This is a genomic window from Paenibacillus sp. 1-8, from assembly GCF_056316205.1.
Genome location: NZ_CM149995.1, coordinates 4,364,811 through 4,384,399, shown reverse-complemented (window position 1 = coordinate 4,384,399; position 19,589 = coordinate 4,364,811). Strand labels below are relative to the sequence as shown.

The window sequence follows — 19,589 nt, the reverse complement described above, 5'->3', positions numbered from 1 at the left end:
GACAGGCTTCCAAATCTTTGTTAGAGTTTCATCAAATACGTATAACCTTTTCATGGGATGTTACCGTTAGGGCATAACCTGAACCGGCTTGTTTACACTACGCGTGTATCCTGGCCAGTTTGGGTTTTTTTTATTTCTCCAAACCCTTTCGGCTTTCCCTTCATCACACATTTGGAAGGAGAACGTTTATGTCCAGCTTTATTTTTCCGAAAGACTTTTTATGGGGGGGTGCTCTTGCTGCCAATCAGGCCGAGGGTGCTTATCTGGAAGACGGCAAAGGATTGAGTCTGGTGGATCTGCTACCTACTGGCGAGAAAAGAAGAAGCATCATGAAGGGGAATGTTCCCTCGCTCACTCCGCTCGAAGGCGAATTCTATCCTTCTCACGAAGCGATTAATTTTTACCATCGCTATCGCGAGGATATTGCGCTATTTGCAGAAATGGGTTTCAAGGCGCTGCGTGTTTCCATTGCCTGGGCCCGTATTTTCCCAACGGGAGAAGATGCTGCACCGAATGAAGCCGGGTTACAATTTTACGATGATCTGTTCGACGAATTGCTTAAACATGGCATCCAGCCAGTGGTTACGCTCGCTCATTTTGACGTACCGGTAAATCTGATTGCTAAGTACGGAAGCTGGCGAAGCCGGAAACTGGTAAGCCTGTTTGAAACATATGCAAAAACGGTATTCGCCCGTTACAAGGATAAAGTAAAATACTGGATGACGTTCAACGAAATTAACATGCTGCTCCATTTGCCGTTTATTGGCGCCGGGCTTGTTTTCCAGGAAGGTGAAAACGTCAAACAAATTCAGTATCAGGCTGCACATCACCAGCTTGTTGCAAGTGCACTGGCTGTCAAAGCGTGCCATGAGATCATTCCAGACGCCAAGATTGGCTGTATGCTCGCTGCGGGCAGCTTCTATCCGTATACATGTAATCCCGAAGATGTTCATCAGGGAATGGAAAAAGACCGCGAGTCCTACTTCTTTATCGACGTGCAGTCACGCGGTGAATATCCAGGTTATGCGAAGCGCTTCTTCAAGGATCATGGGTTAACCATCGAGATGGAACCGGACGACGCGGATATTTTGAAGCATCATACCGTCGATTATATCGGTTTCAGTTACTATTCCAGCCGAACCACCAGCACAGACCCGGAAGTTATCAAAAACATGACGAGCGGCAATGTGTTCGGCTCCGTAGCCAACCCTTATCTGGACAAGTCCGAATGGGGCTGGACGATTGATCCGAAAGGGTTCCGTATCACGGCAAACCAATTGCACGACCGTTATCAGAAGCCTCTGTTTGTAGTGGAAAACGGCTTTGGTGCCAACGACGAGGTTTCTCCTGAAGGAGAAGTCAATGACGATTACCGGATCGACTATTTGAAGCGGCATATTGCTGAAATGGGCGAGGCTCTTCAGGACGGAGTCGAGATTATCGGTTATACAAGCTGGGGCCCTATTGATATTGTCAGCGCCTCCTCGGGAGAGATGAGAAAACGCTACGGATATATTTACGTGGACCGGGACAACGAAGGCAACGGCTCGCTGAACCGGATAAAAAAGAAGAGCTTCCACTGGTACAAAAACGTAATTCATTCCGATGGCGAGAATCTGGGCGAGTAAGAATCTCATAAGAAAATAGATCGGACATCCCGGTTGTAAAGGGGATTTCCGGTCTCTGTTTCTTGATTGAAAGCGTTGACAATCTCTCGTCTTCGGGCTATACTTGACGCAATTCCATCATTTTTAGGATTGTTACTGGTTATGCAGGCAAAACCTAAGCCACGAATAAGCGGATTTTACAGTCTTGTTTATTTGTTGAGCTTCGGTTTTTTTTGTTTGCCATAAACAGGATGGAATAGGAGTGGCTCTTGCTGGCATATGGGGGGATTTATTAGATGAAAATAGCAAAGGTCATCAACAACAATGTAATCAGTGTCTACCAGACGGACGGTACAGAGCTCGTGGTGATGGGCCGCGGGATTGCTTTTAAGAAAAAGCCCGGAGATAAAGTAGACGAAACCAGAATTCAGAAAGTATTTGCCCTGAAAAACAAGCAGACGTCCGACAACTTCAAAATGCTACTGCGTGAGGTTCCACTGGAACTGATTGTGATTGTGGAAGAAATCATTAATGACGCCAAGCACAATTTGAATAAAAAGCTGAACGAAAATATTTATGTTTCCTTGACCGACCATATCAATTTTGCCGTTGAAAGATATCGGGAAGGATTGGAGATCAAAAACGCGTTATTGTGGGAAATCAAGCAGTTGTACAAAGAAGAATTCGCGATTGGTCTGAAAACGCTGGAACAAATCAAACAAAAGCTCGATATTGAACTGCCTGTGGACGAAGCGGCTTTTATCGCGATTCACATCGTGAATGCCGAAATGAACGAAGAAGTTATCACCACGATGAGTATTACGAAATTTATGCAGCAAATTATCAATATTGCGAAATATCATTTTAAGGTCGATTTTGACGAGGACTCTCTGAGTTATTTCCGCTTTATTACACATCTGAAATTTTTCGCCCAGCGAGTGTTTAAGGGGAATCACTATGAAAATAACTACGATCATTTGTATGACATGATTAAGGAAAAGCACAGAGACGCGGCAGCTTGCACGGAGAAAATCGGAGCTTTTGTGGAAAAAGAATACAACCACGAATTGACGAACGAGGAAAAGCTGTATCTGACCGTGCATATTGAGCGGGTGGTTAACAGATAAGCTGGACTTTTCCTGCAAACAGGATAGAGAATATATGGGTAAATATTTTTATTGACAGATATGGTTGATTAATTATATTATGAGAACAACAGGAATTTAATAAATCTTTAACTGGGATTGTTACTGGTTATGCAGGCAAAACCTAAGTCATGAAAAATTGCGGGACAAAAAGCGCCCACCATTTTTCAAGGCTTAGGTTTTTTGTGCGCCTAAATACGTAAAATGCCCATTAGAACATGGAGGTGTCTAGCATGAGTTATGAAAAATTGGCTAAGGAAATCGTTCATCTGGTAGGCGGTGAAAAAAATGTGGTATCACTCGTTCACTGCGCCACCCGCTTGCGTTTTGTGCTAAAGGACGAGGCGAAAGCGGACAAAGAAAAACTGGAAAAAACCGATGGGATTATCACGGTTAAGCAAAGCGGTGGCCAGTTTCAAGTCGTAGTCGGTAACAAAGTACCAGAAGTATACAGTGCTATCAGCAAGGTATCCAACATTTTGGACGAATCCAAAAAAGATGAAAAACCTGCTAAAGCCAACAAAGGCTTCGGTGCCATTATAGACGTTGTTTCCAGCATTTTTGCACCGCTACTCGGAGTCATGGCGGGAGCCGGTATTCTGAAAGGCCTACTGCTGATTGCCAGCAACGCTGGATGGCTGACACCGAAGGACACGACCTACATTATTTTGCTGGCCGCTGCTGACAGTCTGTTTTATTTTCTCCCGCTCTTGTTAGCGGTTACAACAGCCCGAAAATTTGAAGGTAACATTTTCGTCGCCCTGACCATTGCCGGAGGTTTGCTTTACCCGTCCATCGTCACGTTGAAAACGGAAGGTACACCTACTGACTTTTTCGGTATTCCAATCGTCATGATGAGTTATTCGTCAACAGTTATTCCCATTATTATTGCTATCATTGTCATGAGCAAGCTAGAAAAATGGTGTAATCGGTTGATCCATGAAAGCGTCAAAAATTTTATTACGCCATTGATCCTGCTCGTGATTATGCTTCCTCTAACTTTGATCGTGTTTGGTCCATTCGGGGTCTACGTGGGCAACGGCATCGCAACTGGACTCATTGCCGCGTTCGGCTTCAGCCCGTTATTGGCTGGCGCAATCATGGGTGCTTGTTGGCAAATTCTCGTTATCTTCGGTGTCCATTGGGGCCTCGTACCTGTATTCATTAATAACATTGCTGTTAACGGCAGAGACGGAATCAAACCTTCCGCTGCGGCTTCCATCTTCGCCCAAACCGGTGCTGCGTTTGGTGTCATGCTTAAAACAAAAAATAAAAAGTTGAAGACCTTGGCGGGTTCCGCTACGCTTACCGCATTGTTCGGTATCACAGAACCAGCCGTCTATGGAGTCACGCTTCCGCTGAAACGTCCGTTTATTGCAGGTATTATCGGCGGTGCTATCGGTGGTGCAATTATCGGCCAAGCGGGAACGCAAGCATTCGCTTCCGGCGCGCCGGGACTGCTGACCTTGCCCATCTTCTACGGCCCTGGCGGACAAGGCTTCCCGGGACTGATTTTAGGAATTTCGGTATCGTTTCTGGTTTCGGCCATTCTGACTTATATTTTAGGGTTTGAAGATCCGGTTGATGCGGAAGAATCACCCGAAAATTCGACTAAAGAACCAGTTCATACGACAGATGTTTCTAACGAAGAGGTATTTAGTCCGATTGAAGGAACCGTTGTCGCTCTCTCGGAAGTTCCCGATCCCGCATTTGCGTCGGAAGCTATGGGTAAAGGCCTCGCCATCGAACCGACATCAGGCAGAGTTGTAGCCCCGTTCGACGGGACGATTACCGTGGCGTTCAAGAAAAAACATGCGCTTGCAGTTGTTTCGCCCAAAGGCGCAGAAATTCTGATTCATGTCGGAGTAGACACGGTTAGGCTCGACGGTAAACATTTTACCTCCCATATCAAAGAAGGCGATCAGGTAAAAGCAGGGGACTTGCTGCTCGAATTTGACGTTGAGCAGATCAGGGCAGCAGGCTATCCTACGATTACGCCGATTATCGTTACGAATTCTTCCGATTATACAGATATCCTTCCAACCACCCAAGGACAGGTAAGGGTGCAGGAACCGCTCTTAAAACTGTTCGGCGGTACCAATGAGAAGGAGGGCATTGCCTGAATGACATAAGAAAAAGCTCTAAGGTCCACCTTATCGGTATTTCCGGGCTTTGGTTCAAGTGCATACAAGAAGATGGACATGTAAGATCAAAGGTGGCTCCAATGGAGTCATCTTTTTTTCGTTATCTTGCCTTTACATTCCAAGAGGGGTACATATGTTCACTGTTTGGTTTATAATTTAGACATAGATAAATGGGAGCTACATCGCAAATGAGAGGTGAATGTAATGAAGAAATCCGAGTTGCCCATCACTGACGAGAAGTGGAGAGCTATTGTGGAGAACGACAAGTCTTATGATGGTGAATTTTTTTATGCTGTGAAGACAACGGGAATATTTTGTCGCCCCTCCTGCAAATCCCGTCCTCCTAAAAGAGAAAACATCCGCGTATTCAAAAAAGCAGAACAGGCTTTAGCGGAGCATTTTCGACCATGCAAAAGGTGTAAACCGACAGGACAAAAATTGCCTGATCATGAATGGATTGCACTGGTTACAGAGTATGTGGGTTCTAATTATAAGGAAAATTTAACGCTGCATCTGCTTGCAGAGATGAGTCATGGGAGCCCGTACCATTTACATCGTACTTTCAAGCGGGTCATGGATATAACTCCGATGGAATATATACAGCAAACCAGATTGGAGCATGCCAAGCAACAGCTAATGGACTCGGATAAGTCCGTTGCGGAAGTGGGGGAGAGCGTAGGTCTGTCCAATACTCCTTACTTTATTACGTTATTTAAAAAGAATACAGGCTACACCCCTTTGCAATATCGCCACCTTAAATCAGAACAATTACAAAATGGAGGTATACATCATGTTAACCCAAACCCCTAAAACAATCTATTGGTCATTATTAACCCACGAGGATTGGAATTTATATATTGCAGCTACATCGTATGGATTATGTTACGTAGGCTCGCCCGATAAACCTTTAGAGGAATTGGCTTCGTGGGCAGGGAGTCGATTTCCCGGCAGTCCATTAGTTGAAGATGATAAGGTTTTACAGCCCTATGCTACAGAGCTTATTGAATACTTTCAAGGGAAGCGCACAAGTTTTACCGTTCCTTTTGACTTTCGGGGGACTGCGTTTCAAATGGCGGTCTGGAACGCACTGTGTGACATTCCGTATGGAGAGACACAATCCTACTCAGACATTGCGAACGCGATTCAGAAGCCCGCCTCTGTTCGTGCGGTGGGAGCTGCCATCGGTGCTAACCCGATTCTGGTCACCGTCCCATGCCATCGGGTTATCGGCAAAAATGGCGCTTTAACCGGATATCGCGGTGGTTTGGATATGAAGGTAAAGCTTTTGCAGCTCGAAAGAGGTTAGCAATGGAAGCACATCATACGCAAGCGACCATTGCTCCGATGCTTCCAAGCAGCGAGCAGTTTGCGGACAAGCTTTTGCCACTGGTCAACCGTGTCTGTATTGATGATTATTTTATGGGAGACGGCAGTAGAGGAAGGCGTACACGAAGCTTAAATATCGGTGCGCTTTACGAGCCGTTAGGGCTGGAGGATTGGTATCATCCGGCTGCCTACAAGGCAGTCTACGAACAGTTTCGTAACGTTTTTCCTGAAGAACAGCTTTATGTAAGCCGTGGAGGATTTGAGCCCTGATTTTGGTGTAGACTGCATTCAAATGGAATGTGGTGGAACTGCATAAGGGTTGCAGAGGAGGAAGCGGAGTGTGCAAACCGTGATCACGAAAAATTTTGACTATGGAGAGAAGGAAATCAACTATCTGAAAAGCGTGGATACTGTACTTGGTACAGCAATGACGCAAATGGGGAAGGTCGAACGAGTGATTATTCCCGATCTGTTCGCCGCGCTTGTTCATGCGATTGTGGGACAGCTTATTTCTGCGAAGGCGGTTCAAACGATATGGGCAAGAATGCAGGAGAAGCTGGGTGTGATGACACCGGAAAATATAGCGACCCAGTCGGTTGAAGTGATTCAAAGCTGTGGTATCACGATGAAAAAAGCGGCTTGTATCCTGAATATAGCCCAAACCATAGAGCAGGGCTTGTTGGATTTGCAGGAACTATATGAGCTCTCCGATACACAAGTAATTCAAAAATTGTCCTCGCTGCATGGGATAGGTCCGTGGACGGCTGAAATGATGCTGATTAATTCCATGGAGCGTCCGGATGTCGTCAGTTGGGGCGATATAGCTATTCGACGGGGGATGATGAAGCTGTATAATTTGGATACACTGACCAAGCAGCAATTTGAGGAGTACCGCCGAGTCTATTCGCCCTATGGTTCTGTGGCCTCTATTTATTTGTGGAGCATTTCATTTCGTTAAGAATCAGGGAGTGGAAACTATGGAGAAAACAATTAGAGAACAAATACTGTCATATGTTGATGCGGATTTTCAGAAATTCACGGCTGCACTGCTTCCGACGATTAATAATGTGCTGGGTGTACGTCTGCCAGTGCTGCGTAAGCTGGCTCAGGATATTGCCAAAGGAGATTGGCGTCTCTACCTTGAAACCGCTGAAAGTGAACATTTCGAGGAAGTAATGCTGCAAGGCATGGTGATTGGCTATGTGAAAGCGGATATAGAGGAAGTTTTGGGCTACGTCGCCAGGTTTGTTCCTAAAATTGATAACTGGTCGGTTTGTGACAGCTTCTGTGCCGGATTAAAATGTACGAAAAATCATAAGGAACGAGTATGGGACTTTATCCAGCCGTATCTGTCATCCAGAAAAGAATATGAAATTCGGTTTGGAGTGGTTATGCTTCTGAATTTTTATATTGAGGAAGAGTATATCATCCGGGTACTGCAATGGCTGGATCAAACCCACCGTGAGGATTATTATGTACAAATGGCGGTCGCATGGGCGATATCCATCTGTTATATCAAGTTGCCTGAGATTACGATGAGTTACTTGAAAAACAATACACTGGACGATTTTACCTTCAACAAAGCTCTGCAAAAAATCACGGAATCATACCGGGTGGATCAGACAACGAAAACAATCATTCGCAGTATGAAGCGAAAAAGAAAATAGTGTTGTTTTATTTCTTATTATTCTTATTTGATTTTAAGTATATTATATTTGCTTTTTTTGGAATCTAATATTAAAATGGAAGTAACTTTCGAAAAGGAGATGACGTGAATTGGCAGAGCAAGTGCGTATTGGCAAAACAGATCTATATGTAAAACCAATCGGTTTGGGTGCAAATAAGGTGGGAGGACATAATCTTTTTTCCGGTTTGAACGATGAAACGGGCAAAGAAGTTGTTCGCACAGCTTTGGATAACGGCGTCAATTTTCTGGATACGGCTTTTATTTATGGACCTGAGCACTCAGAGCGGTTGATCGGTGAGGTGCTGAAGGAGCGCGGCAAACGTGAGGAAGCTGTCATTGCGACCAAGGGGGCACACAAATTTGTGAACGGAGAGGTTGTTGTTGACAACTCGCCTGCTTTTTTACGTGAATCCGTCGAATCCAGTCTGAAAAGATTGCAGACCGATTATATTGATCTGTTCTATATCCATTTCCCGGATGAAGCTACGCCGAAGGCAGAGGCTGTCGGAGAATTGAAGAAGCTCAAGGACGAAGGCAAAATTAAGGCCATTGGCGTATCTAACTTTTCCATTGAACAATTGAAGGATGCGAATAGTGACGGCTATGTAGATGTGCTTCAATCCCATTATAATTTGCTCCAACGGGAAGCTGAGAAGGAACTGCTGCCTTACACCAAGGCTAATGGCATTTCGTTTGTGCCTTATTTCCCGCTGGCTTCCGGATTGCTGGGCGGTAAGTATACGAAAGACACAACCTTCACAGACAACAGAGAGAAAAGTCCATTGTTTCAGGGAGAAGCATTTGCTCGTATTTTGGACAAAGTGGAGCAGGTACGGGAGATTGCCAATGCGTTGAATGCAGAGGTCGCTCATGTTGTGCTCGCATGGTATTTGACCCGCGATTCGATTGATGCCCTCATTCCAGGGGCGAAGGGGCCGGAGCAGGTGCTAGCGAATCTGAAAACGCTGGATGTTAAGCTGAGTCAGGCAGATATTGAAAAGATTGACCGTATTTTTAAATAATTTTCAAATAATCTTAAGAATCACATCGGAAATTATATATTTTTAGTACACCAAAAGGAGCTGCCGGACGGGCAGCTTCTTTTTCGTGTACCCGCTGCATATCCTTGTAGGGTAAGCTCATCGCTGCGGAGGGATCGGGATGAAGAGAAGACCGCATTGGCACAGCAGGCCTAACAGAAGGCGACATGGAAGACACAGAGTATGGCTCATTGTGGGGCTGATACTGCTGGTAGGAATCGTACAGGTTGCCTCTTATGTAGAGCAGCATTTGAAGCCGCCTATGATGCATTTGGCAAAAGTGCGGGTCAAGCAAATGGCGACGGAGGCCATTAATTCAGCGATTACTGCGCAGGTAGAGCAGGGCGAGACCGCTGATAAACTGATCGAATGGAGAACGGATGCGCAAGGGAAAACCTCCGGCTTTGTTCTGAATTATGCGGAGCATATGAGAATTACTTCGGATACGCTCAAGGCAGTCAAGGCAACGATGGACAGCATGAGCCATTTTGATGAGAGTGTTCCGATCGGTCAGGCATTGGGTAGTCCGCTGCTGGCTGCTTATGGCCCGAAGGTTCCACTCAAGGTGGAGCCGCATGGAGCTATCAAGGTAGATTTAAATACACGCCAGCAGGATGCGGGCATCAACATGGTTTTGGTGGAAGTGTATATTCGGATTACGACGGAGGTGTCCGTCGTGATTCCTTTTGAAATGCAGCCTCAGGTTGTGGAGACGGAAATTCCGGTGTCTTATTTGCTCGTGGTGGGCAATGTCCCGATGTATTACTATGATAATCAAGGTAAGCCTGTTGGTAAAAATGGAGCTGTCGCCCCCAATTTGGCGCTTCCACCCCATTCGACAGAGACAGGCGGTGCTGCGGATTCCGGCATAGAGAGTGTTCCACAAATGCAGGAAGATGAACCCACCACTTCATCCCCAACGCCATAAGCGAAGGCAAGTGGAATGTGAGAGGGCTTGATTGTTGTATATGCAAAGCAAAAGGGACCTTATGTGGAGGTCCCTTTTGCTTTGCTGGTTTTGAGCGCTTTGCGCTCCGTTTGCTCCCATTGTCTTAATAACGGATATGGGTCAAAGGACCAGTCCGTCCAACCGCTGTCCTGGTATATCCCATAGTGTAGATGTGGCGGGAATTTGCCTTGGGTACCGGGCTTGCCGTAACCCGAGCTACCGACCCAGCCGATAATCTGACCTGGCGTGACAATGTCCCCATTGTGAACGGTCTTGTCAAAGCCGGAGAGGTGCGCATAGTAGTGATAGCGATTGTTGAGATCCCGAATCCCGATTCGCCATCCACCGAAAGGATTCCAGCCTTTCATTTCGACTACGCCGTAGCAGGTACTTCGAACTGGTACGCCATAGCCGGCGAACAGGTCTGTTCCTTCATGAATGCGGTAACCGCCCCAGCTCCGACGACTGCCCCAAGTGCTGCGATAGCTATAAATGCTGCCCAAGGGAAGCGGGAAGGCTTGTTTGCCAAGCTCCAGCTTTCCATAGGTCCGATACAGTTTGGCAAACTGCTGCACTCTTTGAACCGCGCGGCTGTTGTGGTAATATTCCCATACTGCAATGGAAAATTCATCCTGGGTGATTCCATATTTACCGAGATAAGAGGCCATGCTGAACAGCAAGTCCCTGTCATTATCGCGGTCGGCAATTCCGTCACCCGAGCCGTCCTGTCCCAGCCCGGAAAAAAAAGAAATGGAACGTGGATACCGGTCCTCGGGATCAGGATTCATCAAACCGGACCAGACGGGGCCTGTGACAAAGATACCTGTGACTCGCTCCCCATGCTTGCGATCCTTGGGACGCGCAATCGTAAGCGTGCGTTCATACTGGTCGATAGCGGCCAGCCTGTACCACGGAATCCCTGTCAGGGCTTCGACGGAACGATATAGAGCAAGCCTCGATTTATACAGTGATGACTGGGAATTTGGAATAGCAACATGTGCTGTCTGGATGCTTTGGGATGAGGCTTCTAAAGGTTTAGCCAAGGCCTGAGCAGGAAGCGGACAGGCCATTGTCAGTGTAGTGGCGCACAACAGCAGCGGCAACAGGCGAATAGCGCGAACTGTACGTTTAGGGTAAGGCACGTGAACCGACCTCCTCATGAGGGAGCTTGACAGCCCCCGTAGATTACAGGCCCGCATCCAACGGCATCGGTACGGGCACTTTGGTTTAGGTTGAGCCATATCCGTCGCTTTTATCCATCTAAGGAGTTTACTTTTCCGGCATCAAAGTCATATCAAAAAGGGAACAATGAATGGAGGTTTTTCCATGGCTTTCATGTTATAATGTATGGCAATGACAGCTCAAGCTTATCAGAAAGAAGGTTTATACCATTGTCTAGAAAAGTGAAGGAAGCCAAGCCCGACTGGATTCGTATTAAACTCACGACAGATGATAACTATCAGGAAATCAAGAGCATGATGCGTTCCAAGACATTACACACCGTATGTGAGGAGGCGCGATGCCCTAATATATATGAATGCTGGGCCAACAGGACAGCTACATTTATGATTTTGGGTGATATTTGTACGCGTGCGTGTCGTTTTTGCGCAGTGAATACGGGAATGCCTACGGAACTGGACTTACAGGAGCCTGAACGCGTCGCGGAAGCGGCTGAAAACATGAATTTGAAACACTGTGTCGTAACCAGTGTGGCCCGCGATGATTTGAAGGATGGAGGAGCTACTATATTTGCAGAAACGGTGCTTGCGATTCGCCGCCGCTTGCCTTTTTGCAGCGTAGAAGTGTTGATTCCTGATTTTATGGGCGATATCGAATCGCTGCGTATTGTCATGGATGCCAAACCAGATATTTTGAATCATAATATTGAAACGGTGGAGCGGACGTCCGATAAAGTTCGGGCCAAGGCCAAATACCGTCGCTCTCTGGAGCTTCTTCAACGTGCGAAGCAATTAAATCCGTCCATCCCTACCAAATCCAGTATCATGCTGGGTGTCGGAGAAGAGTGGGACGAGATCTTACAAACCATGGATGATCTGCGTAAAGTCGATTGCGATATTATGACAATTGGACAATATTTGCAGCCATCCGAGAAACATTTATATGTGCAAAAATATTACCCACCGGAAGATTTTGCGAAGTTAAAGGAAGAGGGATTACAACGGGGGTTCAGCCACGTCGAATCCGGTCCGTTGGTCCGCAGCTCCTACCAAGCGCATGAGCAGGTGAAGTCCGCCGCTCAGCATAAGGAAGAAGGCGCCCTTTCGCAGGCTTGATCCGGGAAAGGCGGTCAGATTAGCTTGTTTCATATCGGTGGTAAAAACTATGAAGTGTTGCAGGATCACAAGAACGGGTGGAATCCCGAAGCTTTTCGTGACCGGTATAGTGAAGTGCTGGAGCGTTATGATTATATTATTGGTGATTGGGGTTACAACCAGCTACGTCTAAAGGGCTTTTATCGTGACGGACATCCCAAGGCCAATAAGGATACATCCATAGCGGTACTGGACGATTACATTAATGAATATTGTAATTTCGGTTGTGCTTATTTTGTGCTGCTTAAGAGCCGCGAAGTGATCAGCAAGATTGAAAACAATGATGAATCCGTTACGCCGGATAATCAACAGTTGGAAGAACCTCAAGCGGAACCAACGGAAACGGTTGAAGCCGGTGAGCCGCAAGAAGTGCTGCAACGCGCAGACGGAGAAGAACGGGAATGGCCAGAGCCACAGCGCGAGTCAAGGGAAGCCGAGGAGCCGCGAGTGGAGCAGCCGCGTGAAGCTCAGGAAATTCAGGAGCTGCAACGACGTGAACCAAGGGAATTCCAGGAACCGCGTGAGCGACAGCCGAGGGAATTCCGTGAAAACCGTCCGTCCAGAGAAGGACGTGAAGGGAATCGGCAGCGTGAGCCACGGGAAGCACGTGATTCGCGCCCGCCGAGAGAACCGCGTGAGGCGAAGGACGGGCGAATTTCCGGTGAAGGACAGCAAGCCCGGGAACCACGGAAACAGCGCAATCAGCAAGGGAATTTCGATAAAAAGGAATCCCGTGGCCCACGCTATGAGCGTCAACCGAAGGAAAATCGGGAGGGACGGCAAGTCCGCGTCTCACGTGATTCCGGAGGCCAGCGTCAGGCGCAGCCTGCTGCCAAAGCCGAAAGAGCTGAGGGAAGCAAAAAGATATAACATTCACAGCTCCACAACAAAACGGTTCCTGAATTTCAGGAGCCGTTTTGTTGTGGCAAAAGGATTAACCATGGATTGAGTTGGCCCTATTATACAAAAAAGAGCCAAGGTTGGCTCTTTTGCATGTTCTAGTGCTTTTCAGTTCTATGTGTATTCCAAAGCGCTTGCCTAATTGAGAAAAGCATTGCGTACCCGATCCCAAAATGGAAAGGGACGATAACGAGCGAAGCTGATTTTGTGACTGGAAACCTGGCAACGAACAGAAATCAAATCATCCACAGGGAAGTTCAGATGATCTACCGTCAGCAGAAGACGCTGATCTTTTCTCGAAAAAATATCACAATGATGGTGCTTGGGTAGCAACAATGGCGATCCAACTGTCCGATACACCCGGTTGTTGATGGAGGCAATCTCAGTTAATTGCAACGCTTCAATGCTGGGGTGAACCATAGCTCCGCCGAGTGCTTTGTTATAGGCAGTCGTGCCTGAAGGGGTAGAAACGCATATACCGTCTCCACGGAACATTTCGAACGTGACATCGTTAATATCCACTTGCGCAACGACCGTGCCATCGACCCCTTTTAACGTAAATTCATTCAACGCAATAAAAGAAGCATTTCCCGACTTCTTGTGAATCTCCAGCTCGATCAATGGATACTTGACGATTCTCGGTTTAAGCGGTCCCTCAGATCCGCTTTGGCTCATCAGGTGGATTAGCTCCTCCAGCTCGTCCGCACGCCAATCGGCATAAAAGCCCAGATGACCGGTATGTACACCAACAAAGGCTATATCCGAAAGTCGGTCGATGAAGGTATGAAACGCATGCAGCATAGTACCGTCGCCTCCAATTGACACGACGATTTCCGGCGATTCGGCATCCAGCTTGAAATTCTTTTCTTGGGCAAGACGGTGAAACTGCTGACTCAAGTCCATGGAGTGCTGATCCCCGCGATCCAGAACATAATATCTCAAGATGAAAAGCTCCTTTGTCATGGGTATATACCGATCATAATCAATTATGAGCAAGAACACAAACGTTCATTGCCTGGACGCTCTCCTCAGACGTGCGAATAAGCGGCTAGTGCCTGCACTCAACCAAGAGAGACAGAGCATGGCTATCAGCAGGCAAGTGAGGAATAGCAGGCTTTGCCACAACACAGTGGATGAGAAGCCGGGAGACCAGGTGATATCGTGTATCGGAGAAAAGACTGGCGAGCTTCCCTGTCCCATGAGCGGACGCCATAGCACGAGAGCCAGCAGAGCAGAGATGATGCCGTGCGCAGCGCGGGCTAGCAAAAAAGGCAGGTACCGGAGATTCGTTGTATTCAAAATACTCGCGACCTGCGCATGAACCGATAGTCCGCCCCAGGAGAGAACAAAGGCTGCTGCGGCTACCTTGAATGGCAAAGCTGCTCCTGTGGCTTCACCAGCGGCTTGTGCCCCTAGAGTGACTTCGAAGATACCGCCTACAATGGAGTCTGTTAACGTAGGAGGAAGGCCACAGGCGGACAATAAGCTTGCTGTAAGCAGGCGAAGCCCGCTCATTAAACCGGAGTTCGTTAAAGCTTCCAGAATGACGCAGAAGAATACAACCAGTCCTCCTACGACAATAATAAGACGGAGGGAGGAAGCAATAGCTTGACGCAGCAGCTCGCCAAATGGACGGCCATCTTCCAGGCGCGCTGTATGCATGGCATATATCGCTTGGCGCAGTCGTCCGCGTCGCTGCACAGAGGACGTGTCTGACTTGGCATTTGGAGCGACAGTGAGGGATGTTGGTGTAGGCTGCCCGGTGTGGCCTGCTGGGGTTGCAGCAGACTGGGGACGCTTGCCGTGAGTATCAGCGTTCCCCGAACGGGAGCCGTGGAAGCGCATGAGCAGGCCGATGATCAGCACGCCACCATAATGGGCAGCACCCAGCACGGCTGCAATTTCAGGCTGATGGAAGAAACCGACGGAAACGGCACCGATCAGAAATATCGGATCAGAGGAGGTTGTAAAGGCGACCAGCCGTTCTCCTTCGATGCGGGTGATCCATTTTTGCTCCCACAGCTTGGCCGTTAATTTGGCTCCAATGGGGTAACCGGATGCACAGCTGACCGCAGCGACAAAACCCCCACAGCCAGGTACACGGAATAGGGGCTGCATGAGCGGGTCCAGCAGCGCACCTATAAAATGGACGATGCCAAAACCGAGCAGCAGCTCGGAAATAACGAAAAACGGGAATAAGGACGGGAAAAGCACGTCCCACCAAATAGCCAGACCACGAAGTCCAGCATTTAGAGAAGATTGCGGGTGTGCCGCCATAAGTATAAAAAGGAATAGCAGCATAAGAATGAGCAAAGGGAGCGAGTAACGGCGGTACAGCGACATAGAGGCCCCTCCTTTGGAGTTCTACTACTATTCCTATGACGAGGATGGACAAAGAGTACCAAAAAAACAAGAAAGCGTTTGCATGGAATGCTGTGTTTTTGTAAAGATTATGTTAAAATTAAAAAAATAACGATCCATAACCTTAAGGATGGAGTGATCAGGATGAGCATCGTTGCCGGTCTACTCGTGTGTGCTTTTGTGTATGTCATTCGTGCCTCTCTCGTCCGTCCCGGTGAAGAGGATTGGCGGAGTTATTAGCTGTATTCGTAGATTGGCAGGCTGTTTGCAAGTCGTGCAAGCCTGTCCTCATACGTGAAATGATAAAATGACGCTTATTCTTAGCGTCATTTTTTGTTTTTTGTTATAATACGGGTGTATATTTATTACCATAGCACAGAAAGTTGGAGGAAAAAGTGAATCCTAGCCTGAGCATTTATGACAACCTTGGGGGTGCGGAAGGTGTTCGTGCTATTATTGAGGCCTTCTACCCGAGAGTTTATAAAGATCCGTTGTTAAGTCCCCTGTTTCCTAAAGACATGGAACCGGTAAAGGAAAAGCAGTATATGTTCCTGAGCCAGTTTTTTGGCGGACCGTCCCTTTTTTCTGATGCATATGGTCATCCGATGTTACGTGCCAGACATATGAAGTTTCCCGTAACGGAGGAGCGAGCAGAGGCATGGTTGTCTTGTATGGCAGGTGCGTTAACGGATACGGGCATTGAGGAGCCGCTTCGTTCAATCATACTTAACCGTTTGTCCGGTCCTGCGCATCATTTTGTAAATACCCCGTAAGCTTGCGGGGATTGCCGAATTTTGGAGAGGGTTGTAAAAACATTGGAACTTGAACCGTTATATCAGATCAAAATTGCTTGCCCGCATTGCGAAGAAGAATTTCAGACATCCCGTGTCAGACCAAGCCTAAAGAAGGCCATTCGTACGGATTCAGATTTTTGCGCGTACTACAAGAATGAAAATCCCGATTTTTATGTCGTACGGGTTTGTCCTCATTGCGGATTTACCTCGACAGAGCATTCAACCGTTCAGTTAAGCGATCAACAGTCGAAGCTGTTTAAGGACAAAATCGGTAATCGGTGGCAATCCCGCGAATATGACGGACATCGCAACTGGGAAGAGGCGTTGGAAACGTATAAGCTGGGTTTACTGTGTGCGCAGGTCATCGGGGAAAAGGAGCGGGTGATAGCCAGCCTGTTGCAGCATATCGCGTGGATGTACCGATACCAGGGAAATGAGGAGCAGGAGCTTCGGTTTCTCAAGTTTAGTCTGGACTCCTATATTCGGGTCTATGAGCTGGAGGGTGTCGGGGCGAATAATGCTAAGCTTCTCTATCTGATTGGAGAATTGCATCGACGTACAGGCAACTTTAACGAAGCGGTACGCTGGTTTTCACGTGTCATTAATGACAAGAAAATTATGGACGCAGCTATGATCCGGGCTTCCCGTGAACAATGGGCTGTATTGAGAGAGCAAATGCTCGCTAAGAATATTCAGCTGCCGGAGGAAATGCAAGACGCAAGCTCCTCTTGAAGGAATAAAGGTGTGCACTATGGCCGGTTCAGGCTCATGGTTCACACCTTGTTTATCAACAACGGCTACCTGTCTCTAAATTGCCTCATGAATTAATGATGGCGCAGGGTGGTATCTGACAGCAAATAATCGTCATCACAATCTACCAAAGTAATCCTGCTGTGGCAGCATGGAAACACAAGCAGCTTTTTCATCCCTTCGTGTATGAGCTTAAGCTCTTTGGGCTTCAGGGGCAGCAGGACGTTCTCATGGTCGCAAAACGGACAGGATTGTACATAAACGTCTCCCATGACAATGTCATAAGGCCAGGTTTTGTGAAAAGGAATCATGATTTGTCCGATTCACCGCCGTTCGGGTCAGCGGTTTCTTCTTTGGCCAGTTCGGCCAGTTTTTGCATCAAAATATGCTGGGGTGTATGCATGAGATGTTCCAGCGGAATGCCGAGCTTTTTGGATAATTTCACAGCCGTTTCCGGCGAAATTTGTAAAGGTCTCATCCTGTATTCCTCCCAATTGTAGTGATTCTATCATGACGATGTAGCTTTATTGTATATGAAACCACATGAATTCGCCAAAAAGAAAGGTGGAACTGCTATGAAAACACCGTTGAAGCAAACATGGGATTTGGAATCCATATTTAGTGGGGGGTCTTCCTCTCCCTCATTTAAAGCATTTTTGGAGGAGCTGGAGAGCAAGGTTCAACAATTGCAGTCCCAGCTTAAATCAGCCAAAGTACCGCAAACGGTATTGGATACCGAGCGTCTTGATAGTGTGCTGAATGCTATACAGGAGCTGTTTAACGGAGCATCGCAAGCCGGTTCATTTGTTTCCTGTCTAACTGCTCAAAACCAACATGACAAGCAGGCTGTTGAACTGGGCGCACGCATAAATACGCTGTATGCACAGGGGAAAAGTACGTTGGTATCCTTCCAGAACTTGCTGGCACAAACGAGTGAAGACATTTGGCAGAAGTGGATGGACCGGGAAGCGATTAAGCCGATCTCTTTTGTCCTGAATGAATACCGGAACGAAGCTCGTGAAAAAATGGCACCTGAGCTGGAAAGTCTCGCATTGGATCTGGCTGTGGATGGCTACCATGGTTGGGGGGATTTTTATGACACGATTGTCAAAAATATGACTATCCCTGTTCCAGAGAATGGAGAAATCGTAAATCTGTCCGTAGGGCAGGCTGCCAACAAGCTGGATGAACCGGATCGTAGTGTGCGTCAAGAAGTGTTCACACGTTGGGAAGAAGCATGGACCAAGGTGGAGGACTATTGTGCGGATACGCTGAACCACCTGGCAGGCTTCCGCCTCAAGCTGTATGAAAACCGGGGTTGGACTGATGTGCTCAAGGAGCCGCTGGAAATCAGCCGTATGTCCGCACAGACGCTGGATACGATGTGGCAGGTTATTAATGAAACGAAGCCTGTACTGGTTAAATATCTGGAGCGGAAGGCGAAGCTGCTGGGCTTGGAGAAACTGTCCTGGCATGACGTTGAGGCCCCACTTGGAACATCTACTACTAAAATCTCGTACGACGATGCAGCCGTAACGATTGTTGAGCAATTCGGTAAATTTAGTCCAAGAATGGCTGATTTTGCTCAAATGGCTTTTGAGAAAAGCTGGATTGAAGCAGAGGATCGCCCGGGGAAACGTCCTGGTGGATTCTGTACTTCCCTTCGTCTTAGCAAAGAAACTCGTATTTTCATGACCTATGCCGGATCGCCTTCCAACGTTTCGACACTGGCCCATGAGCTTGGACACGGTTATCATCAGCATGTGATGAATGAATTGCATCCATTGAATCAAAATTATGCGATGAACGTAGCCGAGACGGCTTCGACGCTGGCAGAACTGATTGTATCGGATGCTTTGCTGGCGGCTGCCGAGGGTCAGGAGAAGGTAGCTTTGCTGGAGGATAAAATTCAGCGCGGCGTGGCCTTTTTCATGAATATTCATGCACGTTTCCTGTTTGAAACCCGTTTTTACGAGCTGCGGAAAAAAGGAGTTGTAGGAGCGCAACAACTGGGAGAATTAATGGAGCAAGCACAGCGCGAAGCGTTCAGCGGTGTTTTGGATGAGGCTCACCCTCATTTTTGGGCATCCAAGCTGCATTTCTATATTACGAATACTCCATTCTACAACTTCCCATATACATTTGGGTACATGTTCAGTGCCGGGATTTACGCCTTTGCGAAAGAAAATGCCGACGGCTTTGCCGATCAATATGATGCCTTGCTGCGTGATACGGGGCGCATGACTGTGGAAGAATTGGCCTCCAAGCATCTGGGGACCGATTTAACACAGGCTGACTTCTGGCGTAATGCCGCGCAAGTCACAGTTCAGGATATTGAGCAATTTTTGCAAATGACGGAATAACGGATATACTCCAAATCAGGTCTCTCGCGAGGGGGGCCTTTTTTGCGATTCTTGCAGAAGATGAGGAATAAAGTCGTAATGTGTCGAATTAGAGTTGGTATTACCTGTTAGCGAAATTTAAATTGATGGATATACTTAGAAATTAGTTATAAATGCCCATTTGTGTTGTTTATGATTGTAACGTTAAAAA

Annotated in this window: 19 protein-coding genes and 1 pseudogene; 15 read left to right on the top strand and 5 right to left on the bottom strand. The window is 47.3% G+C overall.

Going from position 1 to position 19,589, the window contains the following annotated elements:
• The first annotated feature begins 188 nt into the window (after nt 1-188).
• The 10 genes and pseudogenes from ascB to yunB all read left to right on the top strand — a co-directional run bounded on the left by ascB (nt 189) and on the right by yunB (nt 9,877).
• A complete protein-coding gene (ascB, locus tag AC0WRU_RS20195) occupies nt 189-1,628 on the top strand; it encodes a 6-phospho-beta-glucosidase (protein ID WP_476126088.1) in 1,440 nt (479 codons plus the stop codon).
• 275 nt (nt 1,629-1,903) lie between these two features.
• The gene (gene licT, locus AC0WRU_RS20190) at nt 1,904-2,734 is read left to right on the top strand and encodes a BglG family transcription antiterminator LicT (RefSeq protein WP_025682067.1); all 831 of its coding nucleotides are present in this window, start codon (nt 1,904-1,906) and stop codon (nt 2,732-2,734) included.
• 251 nt (nt 2,735-2,985) lie between these two features.
• On the top strand, nt 2,986-4,875 hold the full coding sequence (locus AC0WRU_RS20185) for a beta-glucoside-specific PTS transporter subunit IIABC (protein ID WP_476126087.1): 1,890 nt from the start codon (nt 2,986-2,988) through the stop codon (nt 4,873-4,875).
• 225 nt (nt 4,876-5,100) lie between these two features.
• The gene (locus AC0WRU_RS20180; RefSeq protein WP_476126086.1) at nt 5,101-5,706 is read left to right on the top strand and encodes a bifunctional transcriptional activator/DNA repair enzyme AdaA; all 606 of its coding nucleotides are present in this window, start codon (nt 5,101-5,103) and stop codon (nt 5,704-5,706) included.
• A complete protein-coding gene (locus AC0WRU_RS20175) occupies nt 5,687-6,202 on the top strand; it encodes a methylated-DNA--[protein]-cysteine S-methyltransferase (RefSeq protein WP_476126085.1) in 516 nt (171 codons plus the stop codon). The genes AC0WRU_RS20180 and AC0WRU_RS20175 overlap by 20 nt, the downstream gene beginning before the upstream one ends.
• A 17-nt stretch (nt 6,203-6,219) precedes the next feature.
• A pseudogene (locus AC0WRU_RS20170) lies at nt 6,220-6,492 on the top strand (radical SAM protein); the annotation flags it as partial.
• A gap of 70 nt (nt 6,493-6,562) precedes the next feature.
• Nucleotides 6,563-7,180, top strand: coding sequence for a DNA-3-methyladenine glycosylase family protein (locus tag AC0WRU_RS20165; protein WP_476126084.1), 618 nt, complete (start codon nt 6,563-6,565; stop codon nt 7,178-7,180).
• 19 nt (nt 7,181-7,199) lie between these two features.
• Nucleotides 7,200-7,889, top strand: coding sequence for a DNA alkylation repair protein (locus AC0WRU_RS20160; protein ID WP_476126083.1), 690 nt, complete (start codon nt 7,200-7,202; stop codon nt 7,887-7,889).
• 109 nt (nt 7,890-7,998) lie between these two features.
• The gene (locus AC0WRU_RS20155; RefSeq protein WP_025682060.1) at nt 7,999-8,931 is read left to right on the top strand and encodes an aldo/keto reductase; all 933 of its coding nucleotides are present in this window, start codon (nt 7,999-8,001) and stop codon (nt 8,929-8,931) included.
• 139 nt (nt 8,932-9,070) lie between these two features.
• A complete protein-coding gene (yunB, locus tag AC0WRU_RS20150; protein ID WP_025682059.1) occupies nt 9,071-9,877 on the top strand; it encodes a sporulation protein YunB in 807 nt (268 codons plus the stop codon).
• A gap of 59 nt (nt 9,878-9,936) precedes the next feature.
• On the opposite strand, the gene AC0WRU_RS20145 is transcribed toward yunB, so the two are convergent.
• The gene (locus AC0WRU_RS20145) at nt 9,937-11,040 is read right to left on the bottom strand and encodes a M23 family metallopeptidase (protein ID WP_476126082.1); all 1,104 of its coding nucleotides are present in this window, start codon (nt 11,038-11,040) and stop codon (nt 9,937-9,939) included.
• A gap of 249 nt (nt 11,041-11,289) precedes the next feature.
• On the opposite strand from AC0WRU_RS20145, the gene lipA reads away from it, so the two are divergent.
• The gene (gene lipA, locus AC0WRU_RS20140; RefSeq protein ID WP_476126081.1) at nt 11,290-12,192 is read left to right on the top strand and encodes a lipoyl synthase; all 903 of its coding nucleotides are present in this window, start codon (nt 11,290-11,292) and stop codon (nt 12,190-12,192) included.
• A gap of 24 nt (nt 12,193-12,216) precedes the next feature.
• The gene (locus tag AC0WRU_RS20135; protein ID WP_476126080.1) at nt 12,217-13,101 is read left to right on the top strand and encodes a YutD family protein; all 885 of its coding nucleotides are present in this window, start codon (nt 12,217-12,219) and stop codon (nt 13,099-13,101) included.
• Nucleotides 13,102-13,269: 168 nt separating this feature from the next.
• Here the strand turns inward: AC0WRU_RS20135 and AC0WRU_RS20130 are convergent, their stop codons facing one another.
• On the bottom strand, nt 13,270-14,073 hold the full coding sequence (locus tag AC0WRU_RS20130) for an NAD kinase (RefSeq protein WP_025682055.1): 804 nt from the start codon (nt 14,071-14,073) through the stop codon (nt 13,270-13,272).
• 66 nt (nt 14,074-14,139) lie between these two features.
• Nucleotides 14,140-15,474, bottom strand: a complete 1,335-nt coding sequence (gene ylbJ / locus AC0WRU_RS20125; protein ID WP_476126079.1) for a sporulation integral membrane protein YlbJ — start codon at nt 15,472-15,474, stop codon at nt 14,140-14,142.
• 413 nt (nt 15,475-15,887) lie between these two features.
• Between ylbJ and AC0WRU_RS20120 the strand changes: the two genes are divergently transcribed.
• Both AC0WRU_RS20120 and AC0WRU_RS20115 read left to right on the top strand, forming a co-directional pair.
• Nucleotides 15,888-16,265, top strand: a complete 378-nt coding sequence (locus AC0WRU_RS20120) for a globin domain-containing protein (RefSeq protein WP_023990208.1) — start codon at nt 15,888-15,890, stop codon at nt 16,263-16,265.
• Nucleotides 16,266-16,307: 42 nt separating this feature from the next.
• Nucleotides 16,308-17,018, top strand: coding sequence for a DUF2225 domain-containing protein (locus tag AC0WRU_RS20115; RefSeq protein WP_025682053.1), 711 nt, complete (start codon nt 16,308-16,310; stop codon nt 17,016-17,018).
• 92 nt (nt 17,019-17,110) lie between these two features.
• Here AC0WRU_RS20115 and AC0WRU_RS20110 read toward each other — a convergent pair whose 3' ends face one another.
• The gene (locus tag AC0WRU_RS20110; protein ID WP_025682052.1) at nt 17,111-17,347 is read right to left on the bottom strand and encodes a hypothetical protein; all 237 of its coding nucleotides are present in this window, start codon (nt 17,345-17,347) and stop codon (nt 17,111-17,113) included.
• Nucleotides 17,344-17,514: a YycC family protein gene (locus AC0WRU_RS20105; protein ID WP_081750666.1), complete on the bottom strand. Its 171-nt coding sequence runs from the start codon at nt 17,512-17,514 to the stop codon at nt 17,344-17,346. Before AC0WRU_RS20105 ends, AC0WRU_RS20110 begins: the two co-directional genes overlap by 4 nt.
• 97 nt (nt 17,515-17,611) lie before the next feature.
• On the opposite strand from AC0WRU_RS20105, the gene AC0WRU_RS20100 reads away from it, so the two are divergent.
• Nucleotides 17,612-19,399, top strand: coding sequence for a M3 family oligoendopeptidase (locus AC0WRU_RS20100; protein ID WP_476126078.1), 1,788 nt, complete (start codon nt 17,612-17,614; stop codon nt 19,397-19,399).
• The last annotated feature ends 190 nt before the right edge of the window (nt 19,400-19,589 follow it).

Excerpts from the sequence above, each read along its gene's own strand:
- ascB (WP_476126088.1), top strand. The coding sequence starts at position 189 with ATGTCCAGCTTTATTTTTCCGAAAGACTTTTTATGGGGGGGTGCTCTT.
- licT (WP_025682067.1), top strand. The coding sequence starts at position 1,904 with ATGAAAATAGCAAAGGTCATCAACAACAATGTAATCAGTGTCTACCAG.
- AC0WRU_RS20185 (WP_476126087.1), top strand. The coding sequence starts at position 2,986 with ATGAGTTATGAAAAATTGGCTAAGGAAATCGTTCATCTGGTAGGCGGT.
- AC0WRU_RS20180 (WP_476126086.1), top strand. The coding sequence starts at position 5,101 with ATGAAGAAATCCGAGTTGCCCATCACTGACGAGAAGTGGAGAGCTATT.
- AC0WRU_RS20175 (WP_476126085.1), top strand. The coding sequence starts at position 5,687 with ATGTTAACCCAAACCCCTAAAACAATCTATTGGTCATTATTAACCCAC.
- AC0WRU_RS20160 (WP_476126083.1), top strand. The coding sequence starts at position 7,200 with ATGGAGAAAACAATTAGAGAACAAATACTGTCATATGTTGATGCGGAT.
- yunB (WP_025682059.1), top strand. The coding sequence starts at position 9,071 with ATGAAGAGAAGACCGCATTGGCACAGCAGGCCTAACAGAAGGCGACAT.
- ylbJ (WP_476126079.1), bottom strand. The coding sequence starts at position 15,474 with ATGTCGCTGTACCGCCGTTACTCGCTCCCTTTGCTCATTCTTATGCTG.
- AC0WRU_RS20110 (WP_025682052.1), bottom strand. The coding sequence starts at position 17,347 with ATGATTCCTTTTCACAAAACCTGGCCTTATGACATTGTCATGGGAGAC.
- AC0WRU_RS20105 (WP_081750666.1), bottom strand. The coding sequence starts at position 17,514 with ATGAGACCTTTACAAATTTCGCCGGAAACGGCTGTGAAATTATCCAAA.
- AC0WRU_RS20100 (WP_476126078.1), top strand. The coding sequence starts at position 17,612 with ATGAAAACACCGTTGAAGCAAACATGGGATTTGGAATCCATATTTAGT.